Genomic DNA, 19,606 nt, shown 5'->3' on the forward strand with positions numbered 1-19,606 from the left:
CGAACAAAAAGGGCGCCCCTCGAGGCGCCCTTCTTTTTATCCGCTCTGGCTTATTCGGCCGCCTGTGCGACGACCGGTCCTGCCGAGGCGCTGGCCAAAGCGCCGAACTTCTCGAAATTGGCGCTGAACAATCCTGCAAGATGGGTGGCCTGACGATCATAGGCTTGTGCGTCCGCCCAGGTGAGGCGCGGGGTCAGCAGCTTGCTGTCTACGTCCGGCACCTCAAGCGGCACAGCGAAACCGAACAACTCATCGATCCGCGTTGCGGTGTCGTCGAGTTCGCCCTGGAGCGCCGCGTTCAGCAGGCGCCGGGTAGAGGCAATGTCGATCCGTTGGCCAACGCCATAGCCGCCGCCGGTCCAGCCCGTGTTGATCAACCAGGTTGAAGCGCCGCTGTCCCGGAGTTTGTCGGCCAGCATGGCTCCATAGACGGTTGGATGAAGTGCAATGAAGGGGGCGCCAAAGCAGGCCGAGAACGTTGCCTGTGGCTCGGTGATGCCGCGCTCGGTACCAGCTATCTTGGCGGTATAGCCGGAGAGAAAGTGATAAACCGCTTGCTCGGGGCTCAAGCGAGCGATCGGGGGCAGCACTCCAAAGGCGTCTGCGGTCAGAAAGACTACGGTGCGCGGAGTGCGTCCGATGCTTCCTTCCGCCACTCGCGGCAGAACAGTGAGCGGGTAGGCCGCCCGCGTGTTTTCGGTGAGGGAGACGTCGTTGAAATCCGGCAGCTTGCTGGCAGGGTCAAGCAGGACATTTTCGAGAACGGTGCCGAAGCGACGACTAGCGGCAAAGATTTCCGGCTCCGCTTCCGGGCTCAACCGGATCGTCTTGGCGTAGCAACCACCCTCTAGATTGAAGATACCTTCCTCACTCCAGCCATGCTCGTCATCCCCGATCAGGGGGCGATTGGCATCGTTGCTGAGTGTCGTCTTGCCCGTGCCGGAAAGGCCAAAGAACAGCGCCGTTTCGCCATCTGGTCCCTGATTGGCCGAGCAATGCATCGGCAGGACGCCGCGGTCGGGCGCATGGAAATTGAACAGCGAGAATACGCTTTTCTTGATCTCCCCGGCATACAGCGTTCCGGCGATGATGACGATGTTACGGCTTAGATCCAGCGCGATAACCGTTTCGCTGCGGCTGCCATGCCGCGCCGGGTCTGCCTGGAACCGTGGGGCATGCACGATAGTGACCGGCGTTGGCACCGGAGCTGCGGGTACCGCTTCGCCGGGTCGTATCAGCAGATTGCGGATAAAGAGCGCGTGCCAGGCACTGGGTGTGAGTACAGTGACGCCATACTGGTAAGTCGGGTCGGCTCCGGCCAGCAGGTCCTGCTGGTAGAGGTCCTTACCCGCCAGGGACGCAATGGCGTCTGCGAGCAGCGCTTCGAAGTGCGCCGGGGTCATGGCGGCGCAGTTTTCCCACCAGACGCGCTCTTGGGTGAGTGCGTCGCGAACAATGAACTTGTCCTTGGGGGAGCGGCCGGTGAACTTGCCGGTGCGCACACAAAGAGCGCCATCGGCCGACAGCACTGCTTCCCCCTGCCTTAGGGCGGATGCAACTAGCTCGGGCACGTCTTCGTTCAGCGACAACGACGCGGCTTGCTCCGCAAGTTGGTTGCGGATGGGTCCATGATCAAAAAGAGGCATCGGGGTTCTCCCTGGGGGCGTCGCGTGCAGCGGGCCTGCGTGCTTCAAGGGGAGTCTAGGTGAGCCCAGAGGTGGGGAGCCATCCCCAAATCGGTCTTAAGACGGAAGTTGAATGGGCCTGCAGCTGCGTGCTGAGGTGGCGCCTGCCTTGACCGTGCCTTATATAACACTACTCATCCCCTGCAACGGCCGCGCCACGCGGACAATGTAAGAACAATAGAAAGGCAGCTTATGCCCAAGATCGCCCTTGTGGATGACGACCGCAACATTCTCACTTCTGTGTCCCTGACCCTGGAAGCGGAGGGCTATCAGGTTGCAACCTACACAGACGGAGCCTCGGGGCTCGAGGGTCTAACCACTGATAAGCCCGATCTGGCGATCCTCGACATCAAGATGCCGCGCATGGACGGGATGGAGCTGCTGCGCCGGCTGCGCCAGAAGTCGGATGTGCCGGTTATTTTTCTGACCTCCAAGGATGAGGAGATCGACGAGTTGTTCGGGCTCAAGATGGGCGCCGACGATTTCATCACCAAGCCGTTCTCGCAGCGGTTGCTGGTTGAGCGCGTCAAAGCAATCCTGCGCCGCTCGGCCCCTCGCGATCCATCAGCGCCTGCCGGCGCTCCTGGGGAAGCGGCGCCGAGCAAGCAACTCATCGAGCGCGGCTCGCTGGTCATGGATGAGGAGCGCCATACCTGCACCTGGAAGGGCCAGCGGGTCACCCTTACGGTAACGGAGTTCCTGATCCTGCAGGCGCTCGCTCTGCGGCCGGGGGTGGTCAAGTCGCGCAACGCGCTGATGGATGCCGCCTATGACGACCAGGTTTATGTGGACGATCGCACCATCGACAGCCACATCAAGCGCCTGCGCAAGAAGTTCAAGATGGTCGACGACGACTTCGAGATGATCGAGACGCTTTACGGCGTCGGCTATCGCTTCAAGGAACAATAGTACCAAGTGGCCATCATTGACCCCGAGCTAGGGGAGAAGGCAGATACTGGGCCGCGTTCGTCCGCGACCGTCGGGCGCACACACAAGGTGCGCCGACCCCGCCGGAACTGGCGGCGCTTGCTCCTGACGCCACTCGCCAAACTCGCCCGAGGCTTTGGCCACCTCCTTGATCTGACTATCTTCTCTAGCCTGACGCGACGCATCATCGCGCTGAATCTGGCAGGGCTGCTGGTTTTGGTGGTTGGCATTCTTTACCTGAACCAGTGGCGCGCCGGCCTGATCGACGCCCGGGTGCAATCACTGCGTGTTCAGGGTGAAATCATCTCCGCTGCCATTGCCGCCTCTGCTACTGTGGATAGCGACGTTATTTCCGTGAATCCCGACCGACTGCTTGAGCTGCAGAGCGGTGGAGTATCGCCCCTTTCTTATTTCGATCCGACGCTAGAATTTCCGATCAGCCCCGAACGGGTCGCGCCCTTGTTGCGCAACTTGATTACGCCAACGGGCACCCGGGCCCGGATCTATGATCAGGGCGGCCTATTGATCCTGGACAGCGACAATATCTACGCTCGCGGCGAAGTGATCCGACCGCCCGGAGAGGACAGTCCATCTTTTTTCCTTTGGGACTGGTGGAACGCAATTCTCTCCTGGGCGCCAGGCGACAGCTTTCCCCAATATCAGGAATACGGGATCGATGAGGGCCGCCGGTACCCGGAGGTTGCCTCCGCACTGCAAGGGGCGCCAGCCGATTTCGTGCGGGTGGACGATCAGAACCGCCTGGTTGTGTCTGTCGCCGTGCCTGTGCAGCGCCTGCGGGCCATCGTTGGCGTGCTTCTCCTGTCCACGGCGCCAGGGGACATCGACTCCATCGTTTCGCAGGAACGCTGGAGTATTTTGCGCATCGCCATGATTGCGGCGGTGGTGCAGATCGGCTTGTCGTTGCTGTTGGCCGGCACCATTGCGGGGCCCATGCGGCGCCTGTCGGCCGCGGCCGAACGCGTGCAGACTGCTGGTGACGCGCGGGCAGAGATCCCCGACTTTACCGATCGCCCCGACGAGATTGGCCATCTGTCGGGCGCGCTGCGCCGCATGACGGATGCGCTTTACAACCGGATCGAAGCCATCGAGCGTTTCGCTGCCGATGTGGCCCATGAGTTGAAGAACCCCCTGACCTCGTTGCGCTCTGCGGTCGAGACCCTGCCGCTGGCCAAGCGGGCCGAGGATCGGGAGCGCCTCAACGCAATCATCCAGCACGATGTGCGCCGACTGGACCGCTTGATCTCCGACATCTCCAATGCCAGCCGCCTTGATGCAGAACTGGCCCGCGAAAGCGCCCAACTGGTGGATGTGGACAAGCTCGCCCAAACCATGGTGAGCATCCAGAAGGACATTGCCGCTGCCCGGAACGTGTCTGTCGTTCTCGGTAAGCGCACCGGTCGTGGCTCGGCGGTGGTCAATGGCCATGAAAGTCGTTTGGCCCAGGTCTTTGCCAATTTGATCGACAACGCGGTTTCGTTCTCGCCTGCGGGCGGAACAGTTACTGTTGCCCTCGCCACAAGTCCCGACGACGTTACGGTGACTGTCACCGACGAGGGCAGCGGCATCACCGGCGATGTCGCGCGAATCTTCCAGCGGTTCTACACCGATCGTCCGGACAGTGACGGCTTTGGCAACCATTCGGGGCTTGGGCTTTCGATTTCCAAGCAGATTATCGACGCGCACAAAGGGACGATCCGGGCTGAAAATCGGAAAGACCGGACCGGGGCCGTGTTCACCATTGTCCTGCCCCGAGCCCGCAGATAGATGCCGGATGAATGACGCTGCGGTTCATGTGCACGCCACGGCCGTGCTGCTGGGGCAGGTCGGTGTCCTGATCCGCGGAGCCTCGGGCTCGGGCAAGTCGCTGCTAGCCTTGGCTCTATTGGATTATTGCCACAGCCTGGGCGTGGGCGCCGCGCTGGTTGCCGATGATCAGGTTCGACTGAGCAGGATAGGCGAAAGCTTAAGCATGGCGGCGCCAGAGTTGCTCGCCGGCCTGATCGAGCTTCGCTTCCGGGGGATCGTCAGCCGCGCCTATCAAAGCCCCGTCGACTTGCACCTCATTGTCGATCTTGTGCCCGACCCGGTGCGGATGCCGGAGGCCGATGCATTCTGCACCGATCTGCTTGGAGTGCCCGTCGCGAGGGCGCCTGTCCCGCAGGGCTCGTTGCTTGATCTGGGGCATCAGGTTCTGTTGGTGATGGAGGCCGTCAACACCCTCGGTCAGCCTAGTGGGCAAAATACCACTTGAATCCTGTCGCCCTTGGGACAAAGGTGAGGCCTGCCTTGGTCAGCCTACGGTATACGGCTTCGCAACTCTGTCGGAGTAGACTGGTGGCAGGGGCATCAAGGACGAAAACGGCTGCCGGCGTCTGCTGGCGCATTTCGGCGGCCTGGGGATGACTGCATGATCGGTATGGTTCTGGTAACGCATGGCGCGCTTGCCAATGAGTTCAAGTCGGCCCTGGAGCATGTTGTCGGGCCGCAGGAGTTCTGCCAGACGATCGCGATCGGTCCTGAGGATAACATGGAGACGCGGCGCAACGATATTCTCGCCGCCGTGGACAAGGCCGATAACGGCTCGGGCGTCATCATCTTCACCGACATGTTCGGGGGCACGCCATCAAACCTAGCCATTTCCGTGATGCAGGTGCGGCCGGTGGAGGTGATCGCTGGCGTTAATCTGCCGATGCTGGTCAAAATCGCTCGGGTGCGGGCGGATATGCCACTCAACCAGGCCGTCAATCTCGCCCAGGAAGCCGGGCGTAAATATATCAATGTAGCGACCAGCATTCTGGGTGCGAGCTAACCTGATGGATTCTGCAGCAACGGGTGGGCGCGCTGTAGCTCAGCAACTCACCATCGTGAACCGCAAGGGCCTGCATGCGCGAGCCTCGGCGCGCTTCGTGCGGACCGCGGAGTGTTTCGACGCGGCCATCAGCGTCGTCAAGGACGGCGTCTCGGTCGCAGGGAATTCGATCATGGGCCTCATGATGCTGGGCGCAGGACCGGGTTCGACCATTCTGGTTCAGGCTAGCGGCAAGCAGGCCCGCGAAGCGTTGGAAGCCATTGTGGAACTGGTCAACAACGGCTTTGACGAGGATAGTGACGGCGCTCCCTGAGGCGGGAGAACCTGAGGAGGAACCGGCATGCGGCACCTGATAGCCGGAGTGGGCGGGCTCGCTTTGGCCGCCCTTATGAGTCAGTTTCCTGAATATGCCCAGCAGTACACGCAGCGGCTGGGCGGCGCAGTGGACGAGTTGCGCATCATCGTCGAAGATTTTGATCGCGCCGCTTCAACGGCTGGGCTGGACCGTCAAGCGGCAATTGCCCGCTATACGGCATCCAATGATGAGTTTCTCGCCGGCCGCGGCATCAGCATGGTCGCCACTTTCACGCGCTATGAGCAACTGCAGGCCACCCTGAACCGTGTTGCGGGTGCCGGACCAATCGAGCGGCTGCAACTGTTGCCTGCCTATGTGGACACCGATATCGGTCGCCGGACCATCGAGCATTACAAGCCAGCAGTGCCGCTGACGCTTGAGGGGTTGCTTTATGCTGGTGCCGGCTTCCTGCTGGGCTTTGCGCTAATGTCGGCCGTTTATCGGCTGCTGGCTCTGCCTTGGTGCTGGCACCGACATCGACTCGCAGCCCGCGGGATATAAGCAGATCTTTATATCCCGATTGCTCGCGGCTTTGGCCTGCCGTATAGGGAGGGCAATCATCCACGCGGAGCGCGCCATGCCCACCCAGAACACCGACTACTCGGTCAAAGATATTTCTCTCGCCGACTACGGTCGCAAGGAAATCCAGATCGCTGAGATCGAGATGCCGGGCCTCATGGCCATTCGTGAGGAATATGCTGCGGCCCAGCCCCTGCGCGGCGCGCGCATTGCCGGCTCGCTGCACATGACCATCCAGACGGCTGTGTTGATCGAGACGCTGGTAGCGCTCGGCGCCCAGGTGCGTTGGGTCAGCTGCAATATCTTCTCGACCCAGGACCATGCAGCCGCCGCCATTGCTGCCGCCGGTATCCCGGTCTTTGCCCATAAGGGCGAAACGCTGGAAGAATATTGGGCATTCACCGACCGCATGATGGACTGGGGCAATGGGCTCACCCCCAACATGATCCTCGATGATGGCGGCGACGCTACCATGTATGTCCTCAACGGCGCCAAGGCCGAGAAGGACGCCTCCATTCTCGACAAGCCGGGTAATGAGGAAGAGGAAATCTTCTTTGCCACCATCAAGCGGCGGCTTGCACAAAGCCCCGGCTTCTTCTCGACCATCCGCGACAATATCCGCGGCGTATCGGAGGAGACCACGACGGGCGTGATGCGGCTGTATCAGCTCCATGCCAAGGGCGAGCTGCCGTTCCCGGCCATCAACGTCAATGACTCCGTCACCAAGTCGAAATTCGACAACAAATACGGCACCCGTGAATCGCTGGTCGACGCCATCCGGCGCGGCACCGACGTCATGCTGGCGGGCAAGGTCGCCATCGTCTGCGGATATGGCGACGTCGGCAAGGGCTCGGCTGAGTCCCTGCGCGGCGCCGGTGCGCGCGTGCTGGTGACTGAAGTCGACCCGATCTGTGCGCTGCAGGCGGCCATGGAAGGCTTTGAGGTGGTTACGCTTGAGGAGGCCGCCCCGCGCGCCGACATTGTTGTGACCGCCACGGGCAATCGCGATGTGCTGATGGTCGATGACATGCGCAAGCTCAAGGATATGGCCATTGTCTGCAATATCGGCCATTTCGACAATGAGATCGACGTGGCCGGCCTGCGCAACTTCAAGTGGACCAATGTCAAGCCGCAGGTCGACCTCATCGAGCAGCCTAGCGGCAAGCGCCTGATCCTGCTTTCCGAGGGTCGGCTGGTCAATCTGGGCAATGCGACGGGTCACCCGAGCTTTGTGATGAGCGCATCCTTTGCCAACCAGACCTTGGCCCAGATCGAACTGTGGACCAATGGCACCACTATGGAAAAAAAGGTGCATGTGCTGCCCAAGCACCTCGACGAGAAAGTTGCAGAACTGCACCTCGCCAAGCTGGGTGCCAAGCTGACCAGGCTCTCGCCGGCACAGGCTGAATACATTGGGGTTTCCCCCTCTGGCCCATTCAAATCCGGTGAGTATCGCTACTAGGACGCGGGTAATCCGCGGTTCGTAATGCGCTGGCGGGAGGCGTTGAGTGCGGCCTTCTGTCAGCAGCGGAGTTCCTGCTTCGTTCATGGTCAAGTGGGTCAAAGCGGTCTTTGCCCGGAATGCACAACCATTAAGAGTCTTTTAGCCAGAATCGCGCCTCGCTATGGTTAGGCGAATCGGCTGCCCGGGACAGGCAGCCGCTTGGGGGCCAGCCAGGATCGTCAGCGATCCGGTGTGTATCGGGCCTCTTTCGAGTGCAAGCGTAGCGGTCCGTTCGGGCCGACCCAAACGCAACAAGACACGAGGGCTATGCATGGCGCCGGATCGATTCCGGAAGCACTGGGGATTTGTCACGCTGACAGCGGCCCCCATGACCCTTCTGACTGCCGCACCCGCCCTTTCCCAGACGCCGGACGCTGGTTCGCTTGCCGCCGCCGCGCCGCTGGCAATCGCTATCGGCGCTGGCGCCTTTGCCGTAACGGCCATGGCAATCGTTCGAACCATGCTGCGCGACAGCAAGGTCGAACGGCATAAGGCCTCCGGGCAAATCGCTGGACTGCGGGCGCTGGTGGACGAATATGAGGCCCTGCTTTCGGGCACTCGCGAACTCACGGTGCTGTGGACGCAAAATAGTGGCGGGGCGGCCAAGTTCCTGGGGCAGGTAGCGGCGGTGCTGCCAGCAGGACGGCAGCCCGAAAGCGTCCTCAAGTTCCAAAGCTGGCTGCAGCCGGGCGACGCCGACCGTCTTGCTGAACTGCTCGAGCAGTTGCGCCTTGGCGGGCACTCTTTCACCACCAGTGTCAATGCGCTCGATGGACGGCTGATCCGCGCGCATGGCTGGGTGCTGGGCGGCGGCGCGGCGATGCGTTTGCGGCCCGCCTTTCTGCAAGCCCATCCCCAGCATCGCCTCGAGGATGCAGCCGCGCAGGGTGATCTTTCCAGTGCCCGCGCCATTCTGGGGCTGTTGAGCAAGCCGGCTTTCCTGCGCGACGCTAACAAGCGGCTGGTGTTCGCCAATAATGCCTATCTCGAACTCGCGCGAGCCCTCGGCAAGACCGGCACCGATGCCGAGCCCCCTGAATTGCTCGAAGGCACCCAGCGCCAGCGCCATCTCGACGCCTGCACCCCTGATGGCAAGCCTGCTGTTCTGCGGCTCGACCTGGGTGCACGTGGCAAGTATGAGCTGACTGAGTTTGCTATTGCCGGCGGCAATGCGGGCTATCTGCGCCCGCTCGAAACGGCTGCCAAGCCCCCGGAGCCTGCAGTCTCTTATATGGGCAGCATCATCAATGCCTTGGCGACGCCCATTGCGGTGTTCAATGCCAAGCGCGAACTCGTGCAGTTCAACCAGGCCTATGCCGATCTGTGGAACCTCGATCCCAAGTTCCTGGTGCTGGGGATCGACGAGCCGGCAATCCTTGACAAGCTGCGCACCGAAGGCATGCTGCCCAACGAGGTCGACTACAAGACCTGGCGGGCCCAGCACCTGACTTCCTACCAGCTCAAGGTGCCGCGCGAGAACGAACCATGGCACCTGCCGGACGGGCGCAGCATCAAGGTTATTTCCGCGCCGGCCGGGCCCAATGGCGGTGTCATCTATGTCTTTGAAGACCTGACCGAGCGCCTCCAGCTTGAATCCTCCAACAAGGCCTATTCCAATGTGCAGCGCGAAACCATCAACGCGCTTTCCGAGGCCGTGGCGGTGTTCGGCACCAATGGCCGGCTTACCCTTTCCAATCCCCAGCTGTCGGCCCTTTGGAAGCTGCCGATGAACGAGTTGGGGCAAAACCCCCATATCGACCAGATCGCCGAAGCCAGTGGGCAGGCCATTCCCATCGATGGCGCCAGTATATGGCGGGATTTGAAGCGGGGGATTATCGACCTCAACCCGACGCGCGGCGACCAGACCGGTCGCATCAAGCGCTCGGATGGAAGGCTGTTGGACTACGCCATTACCCGGTTGTCGGACGGTCAAACCATGATGACCTTTCTCGATGTCACCGAAAGCGCCAGCTATTCGCAGGTGCTCAAGGAACGCAACGATGCGCTGGTGGCGGCTGACCTGCTCAAGGATGCGTTCGTCGAGAATGTTTCCTATGAACTGCGCTCGCCGCTGACCAATATCATCGGCTTTGCCGACCTCTTGGCCGGCACTGATGGCGGCAACATGAACGAGCGGCAGCGCGCTTATATCGACTATATCCGCGCCTCGAGCGTCACCCTGGGCGTGCTGATCGACAATATTCTCGACTTGGCGTCCGTGGATGCCGGCATTGCCGAACTCAAACCCGAGCGGCTTGATGTCGCCGCCATTGTGGACAAGGCCCGGGCTGGCCTGTCGGCGACCTTCCCCGAAGTTTCGGGGGAAAAGCCGATCAATCTCGTGATCGATATCGCCGATGACCTGCCGCCCTTTGTGGCCGATGGCACGCGCATCGTGCAGGTGATCTATAACCTCTTGAGCAATGCGGCCCGCTTCTCGCCGCCGGGCGGGGAAATCCGGCTTCGGGTGATGAGCCGAGGCGAGCGCATGTTGTTCGTGATCGAGGACGAGGGGCCGGGCCTGACCGACGAGATGAAGGCCGCAATCCTGACCCGGATCGATGGGCAAAGCACCGGCCGACAACGTGGGGCGGGGCTAGGCCTCGCCATCGTCAAGACCTTCGTCAACCTGCATGGCGGCACGATTTCGGCGGAAAGCCGCGAGCCGCGGGGCAGCCGCATCACCGTCAACCTGCCACGCGACAGCGCCATGGCGGGTATCGCAAGCTAACATGGACCGCTTCCTCCCCGACGATGCCGCCACCGCCGCCTTTGGTGCCGAACTGGCCCAAATGCTCAAGCCCGGCGACATCGTCAGTATAGAGGGGGAACTGGGGGCGGGGAAAACTGCGCTGGCGCGGGCGATTATCCGGGCGCTGGCGGGCGATCCCGGGCTGGAGGTGCCGTCGCCCACCTTTGCACTGGTGCAGCCCTATGACACCGCGAGCGGCGCGGTACTGCATGCCGATCTTTATCGGCTGGGGGATGCCAGCGAAGCGGACGAGCTCGGGCTGCTCGATGTGCCGCAGGTTATTGTGTTGGTGGAATGGGCCGAGCGAGCACCGCATCTGTTGGCAGCGGCGAGCTGGCGGATCCTGCTAGAGATAGCCCCGGGCGGGGCCGGTCGCCAGGTCGAAGTGCAGCACTTCGCACCGGGGGCCTGAAGGACGGGAGCGGCGAGCCGCAGGCTCAAACCGCTCCTCTTGGCCGGCTTACGCCTGCCCGCCGTCTTCTTCTTCCTCAAAAAGCACCGCTACGGCTGCATTGGCCGACAGGCGCACCTTGTCGCCCTCGATTTCAGCCACGAGCGAGCCTTCAACATAATGGTGGTGGCCGGCATGGCTGCCTTCGCCCGAATCGGCCTTGGTCAACTTGATGCGCCCGTCTTCGACCTTGTCCACCGTGCCGACATGCACGCCATCGGCCCCAATCACTTCCATATGCTCGCGAATGCCGCTGAGATCAGACATGTGGTTTCTCCTGTTGGTGAGCAAGACAAACGCTCCGGGGCAGGAAGGGATGCATCATCACGCCCGGGGAGACGAGCACGACTGGACGGGGCGGGAATGTTATTTGTTCTTTGTTTGTTCTGACGCTATGGGGAAGGCGGAGACCCGAGTCGCATGCCCCAGACGAATCCGCCGGCCCATCCTTATCCCGGCACCCGCTATCAGCTGCGCCACGCCGCGGCCAACAACCAGATCATCATCTGTCGCTGCAGCCTGTGCCGGCGGCTGGTGCGCTACCTTGCAACTGACCTGGTGGAATTGTTTTGCCCGGACCGGGACGCCCTGCAGCCCCCGTTCAACTGCTCGGTTTGCGGCAAAAGCGACTATGTCACGGTTAGGCTGACCTCGGCGCTGCCGGGCGACTATGGTCATCTCAGCATCCGCCGGCCCGGCGAAGTGCGCACCATCCAGACCTGGCGCACGGTCAAGCTGGGGGATGACTAGCGCCTGCGTCCTCAAGCCGGCTCACCGTGCCCGGATCTTCCCGGCCACCGAAAAAGGCGGTGAGCGCTTCGCGAAACAGCGGATCCTGCGGGGCGGCGCGGGCGAAAAGGGTCATGGAGGAATGAAACTTCATGTTGTCGGGCGAGCCAAAGATGTGATCGAGGCTGCGCGGGGCGGCGCTGTCGGGGGCGTGCAGCAGCACGGCGCGGGTGCATTCGCGCAGACGCGTTCCCAGCACCGGATCGGCGAGGTAAAGCCGCGCTTCCTCCAGATCCTTGATGGCAAAGCGCTGCGCCATCTCGCTGCGTCCAAGGCCCGCGATCTGGGGGAAGATAAACCACATCCAATGCGTGCGTTTCTGCCCTGCGCGCAGCTCGGTCAGCACCTGCGGATACACCAGGTTCTGGGCCTCGAGGAAATGGGTGAACATCGGGGAGCATCCTTGGCTTGAGGTGACAAAAATCCAACGCAGGCGGAGCGGGGAGGTTTCCCTTTCGTGACCGATAAGGGGGAACCTGTGGCGGGGCCGGGGGATTGGTTTGCTGACGGCAACAAGGAGCAGTCCCATGAGCCAGCATCCCAAAACCCAGACCCCGAGCGATCTCGACCTCAAGCGTAATCCCGGCATCGGGCAAACCACGCGCGGGATCGACCAGACCGGCACCGTGTTCGAGGACACCGAAGCCGACAACACGGTCGAGGGCGACGTGATGAACGATGTCGAGCCCGATGGCAGCGTCAGCACCGAGCATACCGGGCGCACCAACAAATAATTTGGTTTTTTGGTCCGTGAAGGATTTTAAGTGCCGGGTCCTTGGGGGCCCGGCTTTTTTGTGCGTGCGAAGGCGCCGCCGGGCGGGCCCGTCGGTGTTGGCGTGGGTAGAGCGGGCCCCGAGGCGATGATCGCCTCTGGAGGGGTGGAAAAGGAGGCGACAACCGCCTCGGGGCAGCCGGGATTTACCGATTCAGCTGGCGTCGCGCAGCCCCCAAATCGGCAGGGGCTGAACTGTCCGACGCCGCTCGAACCCACGGGGAGCACGACCTTCCCCGTCCCGGCGGTCCCCACTGCCATCCGGTCGCTGCAGCGCCGCTCCATGCGTGGGAATGGGTGGAGTATGGGGCAGGGCGGAGGCGGCGGGGATTAGTTTTTGCCATTTTGCATTTTGAAGACGCACTTGCCCTCTTCTGCGGGCATGCACTGACCTTCTCCTTCCCCCTTGAGGGGAGGGCCGGGGTGGGGGTTCAGGCGCTTCAACACGCACTGTGCCAAAGGGCGAATACCCAAGCACCCAACCCGCATCACGCCAGGGGCAAGGTCCGAACCCCCACCCTCGATCCCTCCCCTCAAGGGGGAGGGAGGCGCACGTCCCCCGCGCGGTGAAGGTGGCGCTGGTGCAGCAGCCGCACTGCTCGACACCGGCTGCCCGCGGCATTATTCTTGCGGCCAACGTCCGGAGTCGATGCCATGACCACTCCAGCCGCTACTCCCCGCCAGCCCAGCCGCCGCGCCCGCCAGGCGCAGCAGGCCATGCGCCGTATCGCCGTTGTAGCCGCGCTCGGCATCGGGTTGGGGCTCCTGATGCAGGGGCTGATCATCCTCCTGCGCCTGGTGGGCGCCGGGGCCGCGCCGGGGCTGCTGACCCTGGCCGAGCTGGCGCAAACCGTGACCTGGTCGGTGCTGGTCTGCACCGGGGTGGCGCTGGGCACGGCGCTGGGCAAGGCGCGCGGGGCACTGGCGGGCTTCATCGGAGCGGTGTTTGCGCCCGTCGCGCTGGCGGCGGCCAAATCGGTGCAAAAGGTGATGCTGAGCGTGCTCGATGCGGTCGAGCAGCCGGGGCTGATTTCCCTCACCACGATCGGCGTCGTGCGCGCGCTCGAATACGGCATTCTCGCCTGGGTCCTGGCCTGGCTCGCCCAGCGCCAGGAGCGGCGGCTTTGGCCTTATGCCTTGGCAGGCGGGTGCGTCGCGGTGCTGTTCGGCGGCGCGCTCCTGTTCCTGACCTTCATGCTCCAGGGCCTCGACGGCAGCGGCCGCAACTGGCTCGCCCTGGGTACCATGGCCGTCACCGAACTGGGCTCGCCGCTCGGCTGCGCTGTAGTGATCTACCTGGCGCAACTGGTGGCGACCAATGCGCGGCTATGGGCGCGAGGGTCGGGTGAGGGGGTTTGATGGTGCCAAGCCCCGATTGTCATGCCGGCCCTGAGCCGGGATCCATCCTGAGGTGCTGGGGTGGTTCCGAGTGCTGGCGGCGGGTGGAGAGATGTCGAGATGGGCCCCGGCTCAAGGCCGGGGTGAGATCGGGAGTGGGTGAGGGGTGCAGAGGCTGCTGGTGTGTCAGTGCGCCTCGTCCCAATTGTTTGCGGCGTGTGCGTCGACCTGGATTGGCACTGACAAGCGCACTGCCGGCTCGGCGGCGCCTTCCATGACGGCCTTGATCGCCGGCATGGCGGCGGCTTCGGTACCTTCGGGGACTTCGAAGATCAGTTCGTCATGTACCTGGAGGAGCATGTCGGCTTCGATGCCGGCTTCCGCCAGGGCCGGTTCCATGCGGATCATGGCGCGGCGGATGATGTCGGCGGCGGAACCCTGGATGGGGGCGTTGATGGAGGCGCGCTCCACAAAGGCGCGTTCGCTCGGATTGTGGGAATTGGCGTTAGGGAACTGGATTTTCCGGCCAAAGAGCGTGGTGACAAAGCCATCCACTTTCACGCGGCGGCGCTGCTCGTCCATATAGTCCTTGATGCCCGGAAAACGCTCGAAATACGTCTTGATGTAATCGCCCGCTTCACCGCGGCCGATGCCGAGCTGGTTGGCCAGGCCAAAGGCCGAAATGCCATAGATGATGCCGAAATTGATCGCCTTGGCGCGGCGCCGGACATCGGCGGGCATGCCTTCCACCGGCACGCCGAACATTTCCGAGGCGGTCATGGCGTGAATGTCGAGCCCTTCTTCAAAGGCATCCTTGAGCGCCTGGATATCGGCGATGTGGGCGAGGACGCGCAGCTCGATCTGGCTGTAGTCGGCGGAGATGAGCTTTTTGCCGGGGGCGGCGACAAAGGCCGAGCGGATCTTGCGCCCGTCCTCGGTGCGCACCGGAATGTTTTGCAGGTTCGGGTCGTTGGAGGACAGGCGCCCTGTCAGCACCGAAGCCTGGTTATAGGAGGTGTGAAGGCGCCCCGTGCGCGGGTTGATATAGGTCTGGAGCGCGTCGGTATAGGTGCCACGCAGCTTGGTTAGCTGGCGCCATTCCACGATGGTGCGCGCCAGCGGCACGCCCTTTAGCGCGAGATCTTCGAGCACATCGGCGCCGGTGGACCAGGCGCCGGTCTTGGTCTTGGAGCCCCCGGGCAGGTTCATCTTGCCAAACAGAATATCGCCAAGCTGCTTGGGCGAGCCGAGATTGAAGCTTTCGCCGGCCAGTTCATGGGCTTCGGCCTCAAAGGCGGCGGCGCGCTGGGCGAACTCGCCCGACAGGCGCGACAGCATGCCCCGATCCACGGCAATGCCGCGCGATTCCATGCGCGAGAGCACCGGCGCCAGCGGGCGCTCGAGGGTCTCGTAGAGCGTGGTGGCGTTTTCCGCGACAAGGCGGGGCTTGAGGATATGCCAGAGGCGCAGGGTGACGTCGGCGTCCTCGCCGGCATAGCGCGCGGCGGGGGCGATCTCGAGCTGGTCGAAGGTTTTCTGGTTACGGCCGGTGCCGGCCAGCTCGCCAAAGGAAATGCATTTGTGCCCGAGCCACGCATCGGCCAGCACATCCATGCCATTGTAGCGCGCGCCATCAAGGGCATAGGAGATGAGCATGGTGTCGTCGACCGGCCCAAGCGTGATGCCGTGGCGGGCGAACATCGTGATCTCGTATTTGATGTTCTGGCCGATCTTGAGCACGGAAGGGTGCTCGAGCATGGGTTTTAGTGCTTCCAGCACTTCGCGGGCCGGGAGCTGGCCTTCGAGGAGGCCCCCCTGGTCGAGGAGGTCGCCGGCCTTGCGGTGGCCAAAGGGGATGTAGCAGCCATTGCCCGGCGCAGTGGACAGGCAAATGCCCACAAGATCGGCGGCTTGCGGATCAAGCCCGGTGGTTTCGGTGTCGATCGAGACATAACCGGTCTGGGCGATGCGGTTGATCCACTCCGCCAGCTGCTCATGGGTGGAGACGATCTCATAGGCGTCGTAATCGACCGGGATCGCCTTGATGGCGTCGTGGACAGCGCGGGCATGCAGGGCCGGGCCGGTGCCAGGGACCTGCGGGGCCTTGAGCTTGGCGCGGGCGACGCTGAGGTCGGTCGACTTGACGCCCTGCGGGCCGCCGGCGCGCAGCTCCGGATCGGGCTCATAGGCATCGGGGTCGGCATCGAGGAGGCCGCCAAGGCGCTTGGTGATGGTGTAAAATTCCATCGCCTTGAGGAAGGGGAAAAGGGTCGCCGGATCGATGGGGGTGCGTTCAAGCGCCTCGATGGGCAGCTCGACGGGCACGTCCTGGGAGAGGGTTACGAGCTGGCGCGAAATGCGCGCGAGCTCGGCATTGTCGGCGAGCTTTTGCCGGCGGGCGGGCTGCTTGATCTCGTCGAGGCGCGACAGCAGCGTTTCCACATCGCCAAAGGTATTGATGAGCTCGGCCGCGGTCTTGACGCCAATGCCGGGCACGCCGGGGACATTGTCGACGCTGTCACCGCACAGGGCCTGCACCTCGATCACCTTGTCGGGGCCAACGCCGAATTTGGCAAACACTTCCTCGGCGCCGATCCAGCGCAGCGGCGGCTGGCCGGGGCGGGGGATGGTGTCGAGCATGCGGATGGAGCCATCGGGCTCGACCAGCTGCATCAGATCCTTGTCGGAGGACACGATGGTGACCTTGCCGCCGGCCGCGCGCATCTTGCAGGCATAGGTGGCGATGATGTCATCGGCTTCCCAGCCTTCCTGCTCGATGCAGGCAATGCCAAAGGCGCGGGTGGCGGCGCGGGTGAGGGGGAACTGGGGCACCAGCTCTTCGGGCGCAGAGGGTCGATGCGCCTTGTATTCGCTATAGAGATCGTCGCGGAAGGTCTTGGCGGAATGATCAAAGATCACTGCCATATGGGTCGGCTCGTCCTCGCCCTTGAGATCCTCGGTGAGCTTGAACAGCATGTTGCAGAACCCCTGCACGCAGCCGACGGGCAGGCCATCGGATTTGCGGTTGAGCTGGGGCAGGGCGTGGAAGGCGCGAAAAATATAGGCCGAGCCGTCGACGAGCAGCAGATGCATGAAAAGCGATTCCGAACGAAGTGAGCCTCAACCTTAAAGCAGATAGGGCAGGGGACCAAGCGCTCCAAGTTGCCGCACAATGTTGCAACCAAATGGGGCGCAGTGCGTTCGAGGTCAATCAGGGGGAAGTATGCATTCGGTAACCTCGTGCGTTCCGCAGAACTAGTGCTGGCGACGTCAAGCTGTCGGCGCACCCAGGTTTGGGTGCAGAAATTTGTCACTGGCGCGGCTGCGCAAGGCAGGTCGGCGTGATCAACTCCGAACGCGCCCTGGTGTTGGTGCCGCGCGGTCCTGACCGCCTGCTGGCGGTCGACCTGCTCGATGAGGCCGGCTGGGCGGCAACGCCGGTCGACACGCTCGACCAACTCGTTGCCGGCTTGCATGAAGGCGCGGGCGTCGCCCTTGTCGCCGATGAAATGCTGCGCGACGAGAATCTGGACCCCCTGCTGGTCTGGGTCGCCAACCAACCCTCCTGGTCCGATTTCCCCTTTGTGGTGCTGACCCAACTGACTGCCCTTCCGGCCGACAGCCCGTTTCACAATAGCCTTCAGGCTTCGCTCGCCAACGTCATTTTCCTGGATCGCCCGTTTCATCCCCGCGCGCTGGTCAATGTGGTCAGCAATGCGCTGCGCGGCCGGCGCCGCCAATATCTGGCAAGACGCTATCTCGACGATGTCCGGCAAAGCGAGCAGCGGCTGCAAACCGCGCTGCTGGCGGGTCGCATGGGCTCCTGGGAGCTCGATATCGAGGACCTGGTGCTGACGGGCTCGGATCAGTTCAAGGCCAATTACGGCCGGCGGCCCGAGCAGACCTTTCTTTTCGCCGATCTGGTGGAAGCGGTGTCGCTGCCCGACCAGCGCCGGGTGCAGCGCGCGCTCGAGGACACGATCCGCACCGGCGCCGATCTCGTGATCGAATATCGCGTGACCTGGCCGGATGGCTCCGAGCATTGGGTGGAAGCCCAGGCCCGGGTGCTCAATGATCGCTGGGGCAAGCCGCAAACCGTGGTCGGGGTGTCCACCGAAATCACCGAGCGCAAGTCGGCCGAAACCGAGCGCGAAAAGCTGCTCTTTGCCCTGGCCTCGGAACGCGAGCGCACCCAGGAGGCCCTGCGCGGCGAACGGGCGCTGTCCGAATTGCTGATGACCGGGGTGCCGGCGGGCATCGTCGCTTATGACACGGCGCTGCAGGTGACCATCTGGAACCCGGTGATGGAGCGCTTGTTTGGCCGCGAAGCGGCTGCTGTGCTGGGCCGGCCACTGGTGGACGCCATTGGCGGGGCCGATGATGACAGCATCGAAGCCCGGCTGCGCGAGGCCCTGGCCGGAATTGCCGGGCCGGTGGAAGAAGTGGAACTCGCCACCGCCCAGGCCGGCACGGTGGTGCTGGAAAGCCAGCACGCGCCGCTGCGTGGGGGCGATGGCAGCGTGGTGGGCGGGGCGGCGTTTTTCCGCGACATCACCGACCGCCGCCGGGCCGAGGAGCAATTGCGCCAGGCCCAGAAAATGGAAACCATCGGACAGCTCACCGGCGGCGTCGCCCACGACTTCAACAATCTGCTTGCAGCCGTGCAGGGCAATCTCGAACTCCTGCGCAAGCGCCTGCCGCCCGACCCGCAGCTGCAGCGCTTCGTTGATGGCGCCATGCAGGGCGCCCAGCGCGGCGCTTCGCTGACCTCGCGCCTCCTGGCCTTTGCCCGCCGGCAAGACCTGCGGCCCGAACCCACCGATCTTTCAGCGCTGCTCGAGAATATGCGCGGACTGATCGAGCGCTCGGTTGGACCGCTGATCACGCTCGACATGGACATCACGCCCAATCTGCCGCCCGCAAAGGTCGACGCCAACCAGCTCGAACTGGCGATTTTGAACCTGACCGTCAATGCGCGCGACGCCATGCCCGAGGGGGGCACGCTGACCATTACCCTGACCGAACGCGATGGCGCTTCGGGCACAATGGGGCTGCGCGGCTCGTTTTTGCGCCTTTGCGTGCACGATACCGGCACCGGAATGGACGCGCAGACGCTCAAGAGCGCAATTGAGCCATTTTTCTCGACTAAACAACTCGGCAAAGGTACTGGACTGGGCTTGTCGATGGTGCACGGTTTGGCCGTTCAGCTCGGCGGCGCCCTGCACCTTGCCAGCCAGCCCAATCAAGGCACCACGGCCGCGCTGTGGCTGCCTGTTTCTTCTGCACCCGTCACGGAGGTTCTCCCCTTGGAGCCTGCTAGCTTCGAAACCCCCGCATCCACCATTCTCGTGGTTGATGACGACGCGCTCATCAACATGAACACTGTCGATATGATCGAGGATCTCGGCCATACCGCGCTTGAGGCTTATTCGGGCAAGCAGGCGCTGGAGATCATCGCCAGTGGCCGCCAGATCGACGCCCTCATCACCGACTTTGCCATGCCCGGCATGACCGGGGTTGAGCTGGCCACCAAGGCGCGCGAACTGCGCCCGGACCTGCCTATCCTGTTGGCCACTGGCTATGCGGACCTGCCCAATGGCACCCCCGTGGACCTGCCCCGGCTGGCCAAGCCGTACCAGCAGTCGGACCTCGCCTCACACCTGGCGCGCCTGCTCGCCTAGCGG

Annotated in this window: 17 protein-coding genes; 13 read left to right on the top strand and 4 right to left on the bottom strand. The window is 63.2% G+C overall.

The window, feature by feature from the left end:
* Positions 1–50 precede the first annotated feature (50 nt).
* Positions 51–1,646 carry a phosphoenolpyruvate carboxykinase (ATP) gene (pckA, locus tag HRQ64_RS03060; protein ID WP_172121971.1) on the bottom strand — a complete coding sequence of 532 codons (1,596 nt, stop codon included), beginning with the start codon at positions 1,644–1,646 and terminating at the stop codon, positions 51–53.
* 231 nt (positions 1,647–1,877) lie between these two features.
* On the opposite strand from pckA, the gene HRQ64_RS03065 reads away from it, so the two are divergent.
* The 9 genes from HRQ64_RS03065 to tsaE all read left to right on the top strand — a co-directional run bounded on the left by HRQ64_RS03065 (position 1,878) and on the right by tsaE (position 10,984).
* Positions 1,878–2,594 carry a response regulator transcription factor gene (locus HRQ64_RS03065; protein WP_127751771.1) on the top strand — a complete coding sequence of 239 codons (717 nt, stop codon included), beginning with the start codon at positions 1,878–1,880 and terminating at the stop codon, positions 2,592–2,594.
* A 117-nt stretch (positions 2,595–2,711) separates the two neighbouring features.
* The gene (locus tag HRQ64_RS03070; protein ID WP_210258491.1) at positions 2,712–4,397 is read left to right on the top strand and encodes a sensor histidine kinase; all 1,686 of its coding nucleotides are present in this window, start codon (positions 2,712–2,714) and stop codon (positions 4,395–4,397) included.
* A gap of 7 nt (positions 4,398–4,404) precedes the next feature.
* Positions 4,405–4,884 carry an HPr kinase/phosphatase C-terminal domain-containing protein gene (locus HRQ64_RS03075; RefSeq protein WP_172121972.1) on the top strand — a complete coding sequence of 160 codons (480 nt, stop codon included), beginning with the start codon at positions 4,405–4,407 and terminating at the stop codon, positions 4,882–4,884.
* 156 nt (positions 4,885–5,040) lie between these two features.
* Complete coding sequence (locus tag HRQ64_RS03080) at positions 5,041–5,442, top strand: PTS sugar transporter subunit IIA (RefSeq protein WP_127751773.1); 402 nt, start codon at positions 5,041–5,043, stop codon at positions 5,440–5,442.
* A gap of 4 nt (positions 5,443–5,446) precedes the next feature.
* On the top strand, positions 5,447–5,755 hold the full coding sequence (locus tag HRQ64_RS03085) for an HPr family phosphocarrier protein (protein ID WP_172121973.1): 309 nt from the start codon (positions 5,447–5,449) through the stop codon (positions 5,753–5,755).
* A 27-nt stretch (positions 5,756–5,782) separates the two neighbouring features.
* Entirely contained in the window at positions 5,783–6,298 is a 516-nt protein-coding gene (locus tag HRQ64_RS03090) for a DUF2937 family protein (RefSeq protein WP_172121974.1), read from the top strand.
* 76 nt (positions 6,299–6,374) lie between these two features.
* On the top strand, positions 6,375–7,778 hold the full coding sequence (gene ahcY / locus HRQ64_RS03095) for an adenosylhomocysteinase (protein WP_172121975.1): 1,404 nt from the start codon (positions 6,375–6,377) through the stop codon (positions 7,776–7,778).
* Between the two features lie 370 nt (positions 7,779–8,148).
* Positions 8,149–10,551, top strand: coding sequence for a PAS domain-containing sensor histidine kinase (locus tag HRQ64_RS03100; RefSeq protein WP_172121976.1), 2,403 nt, complete (start codon positions 8,149–8,151; stop codon positions 10,549–10,551).
* Between the two features lies 1 nt (position 10,552).
* Complete coding sequence (gene tsaE / locus HRQ64_RS03105) at positions 10,553–10,984, top strand: tRNA (adenosine(37)-N6)-threonylcarbamoyltransferase complex ATPase subunit type 1 TsaE (protein WP_248307211.1); 432 nt, start codon at positions 10,553–10,555, stop codon at positions 10,982–10,984.
* 48 nt (positions 10,985–11,032) lie between these two features.
* Here the strand turns inward: tsaE and HRQ64_RS03110 are convergent, their stop codons facing one another.
* Positions 11,033–11,290: a DUF2171 domain-containing protein gene (locus HRQ64_RS03110; protein ID WP_127751779.1), complete on the bottom strand. Its 258-nt coding sequence runs from the start codon at positions 11,288–11,290 to the stop codon at positions 11,033–11,035.
* A gap of 153 nt (positions 11,291–11,443) precedes the next feature.
* Here HRQ64_RS03110 and HRQ64_RS03115 point away from each other — a divergent pair, with 153 nt between their 5' ends.
* On the top strand, positions 11,444–11,773 hold the full coding sequence (locus tag HRQ64_RS03115) for a hypothetical protein (protein ID WP_172121978.1): 330 nt from the start codon (positions 11,444–11,446) through the stop codon (positions 11,771–11,773).
* On the opposite strand, the gene HRQ64_RS03120 is transcribed toward HRQ64_RS03115, so the two are convergent.
* A complete protein-coding gene (locus HRQ64_RS03120; RefSeq protein ID WP_172121979.1) occupies positions 11,754–12,203 on the bottom strand; it encodes a DUF1810 domain-containing protein in 450 nt (149 codons plus the stop codon). The two genes, HRQ64_RS03115 and HRQ64_RS03120, sit on opposite strands and share 20 nt — an antisense overlap.
* Before the next feature lie 136 nt (positions 12,204–12,339).
* Here HRQ64_RS03120 and HRQ64_RS03125 point away from each other — a divergent pair, with 136 nt between their 5' ends.
* The gene (locus HRQ64_RS03125) at positions 12,340–12,546 is read left to right on the top strand and encodes a hypothetical protein (RefSeq protein ID WP_172121980.1); all 207 of its coding nucleotides are present in this window, start codon (positions 12,340–12,342) and stop codon (positions 12,544–12,546) included.
* Positions 12,547–13,238: 692 nt separating this feature from the next.
* Positions 13,239–13,943, top strand: a complete 705-nt coding sequence (locus HRQ64_RS03130; RefSeq protein ID WP_172121981.1) for a hypothetical protein — start codon at positions 13,239–13,241, stop codon at positions 13,941–13,943.
* Between the two features lie 165 nt (positions 13,944–14,108).
* On the opposite strand, the gene polA is transcribed toward HRQ64_RS03130, so the two are convergent.
* The gene (gene polA, locus HRQ64_RS03135) at positions 14,109–17,015 is read right to left on the bottom strand and encodes a DNA polymerase I (RefSeq protein ID WP_172121982.1); all 2,907 of its coding nucleotides are present in this window, start codon (positions 17,013–17,015) and stop codon (positions 14,109–14,111) included.
* 248 nt (positions 17,016–17,263) lie between these two features.
* Here polA and HRQ64_RS03140 point away from each other — a divergent pair, with 248 nt between their 5' ends.
* Positions 17,264–19,603 carry a PAS domain-containing protein gene (locus HRQ64_RS03140; RefSeq protein WP_172121983.1) on the top strand — a complete coding sequence of 780 codons (2,340 nt, stop codon included), beginning with the start codon at positions 17,264–17,266 and terminating at the stop codon, positions 19,601–19,603.
* The last annotated feature ends 3 nt before the right edge of the window (positions 19,604–19,606 follow it).

Origin of the sequence: Devosia sp. 919, from assembly GCF_013185965.1 — a bacterium.
Taxonomy (GTDB): Bacteria; Pseudomonadota; Alphaproteobacteria; order Rhizobiales; family Devosiaceae; genus Devosia.

Bases quoted from the DNA above. Each gene is read 5' to 3' on its own strand.
- HRQ64_RS03120 (WP_172121979.1), bottom strand. From the start codon at position 12,203: ATGTTCACCCATTTCCTCGAGGCCCAGAACCTGGTGTATCCGCAGGTG.
- HRQ64_RS03110 (WP_127751779.1), bottom strand. From the start codon at position 11,290: ATGTCTGATCTCAGCGGCATTCGCGAGCATATGGAAGTGATTGGGGCC.
- tsaE (WP_248307211.1), top strand. From the start codon at position 10,553: ATGGACCGCTTCCTCCCCGACGATGCCGCCACCGCCGCCTTTGGTGCC.
- HRQ64_RS03100 (WP_172121976.1), top strand. From the start codon at position 8,149: ATGACCCTTCTGACTGCCGCACCCGCCCTTTCCCAGACGCCGGACGCT.
- polA (WP_172121982.1), bottom strand. From the start codon at position 17,015: ATGCATCTGCTGCTCGTCGACGGCTCGGCCTATATTTTTCGCGCCTTC.
- HRQ64_RS03075 (WP_172121972.1), top strand. From the start codon at position 4,405: ATGAATGACGCTGCGGTTCATGTGCACGCCACGGCCGTGCTGCTGGGG.
- HRQ64_RS03065 (WP_127751771.1), top strand. From the start codon at position 1,878: ATGCCCAAGATCGCCCTTGTGGATGACGACCGCAACATTCTCACTTCT.
- HRQ64_RS03085 (WP_172121973.1), top strand. From the start codon at position 5,447: ATGGATTCTGCAGCAACGGGTGGGCGCGCTGTAGCTCAGCAACTCACC.
- HRQ64_RS03080 (WP_127751773.1), top strand. From the start codon at position 5,041: ATGATCGGTATGGTTCTGGTAACGCATGGCGCGCTTGCCAATGAGTTC.
- HRQ64_RS03090 (WP_172121974.1), top strand. From the start codon at position 5,783: ATGCGGCACCTGATAGCCGGAGTGGGCGGGCTCGCTTTGGCCGCCCTT.
- HRQ64_RS03125 (WP_172121980.1), top strand. From the start codon at position 12,340: ATGAGCCAGCATCCCAAAACCCAGACCCCGAGCGATCTCGACCTCAAG.
- pckA (WP_172121971.1), bottom strand. From the start codon at position 1,646: ATGCCTCTTTTTGATCATGGACCCATCCGCAACCAACTTGCGGAGCAA.
- HRQ64_RS03115 (WP_172121978.1), top strand. From the start codon at position 11,444: ATGCCCCAGACGAATCCGCCGGCCCATCCTTATCCCGGCACCCGCTAT.
- ahcY (WP_172121975.1), top strand. From the start codon at position 6,375: ATGCCCACCCAGAACACCGACTACTCGGTCAAAGATATTTCTCTCGCC.
- HRQ64_RS03130 (WP_172121981.1), top strand. From the start codon at position 13,239: ATGACCACTCCAGCCGCTACTCCCCGCCAGCCCAGCCGCCGCGCCCGC.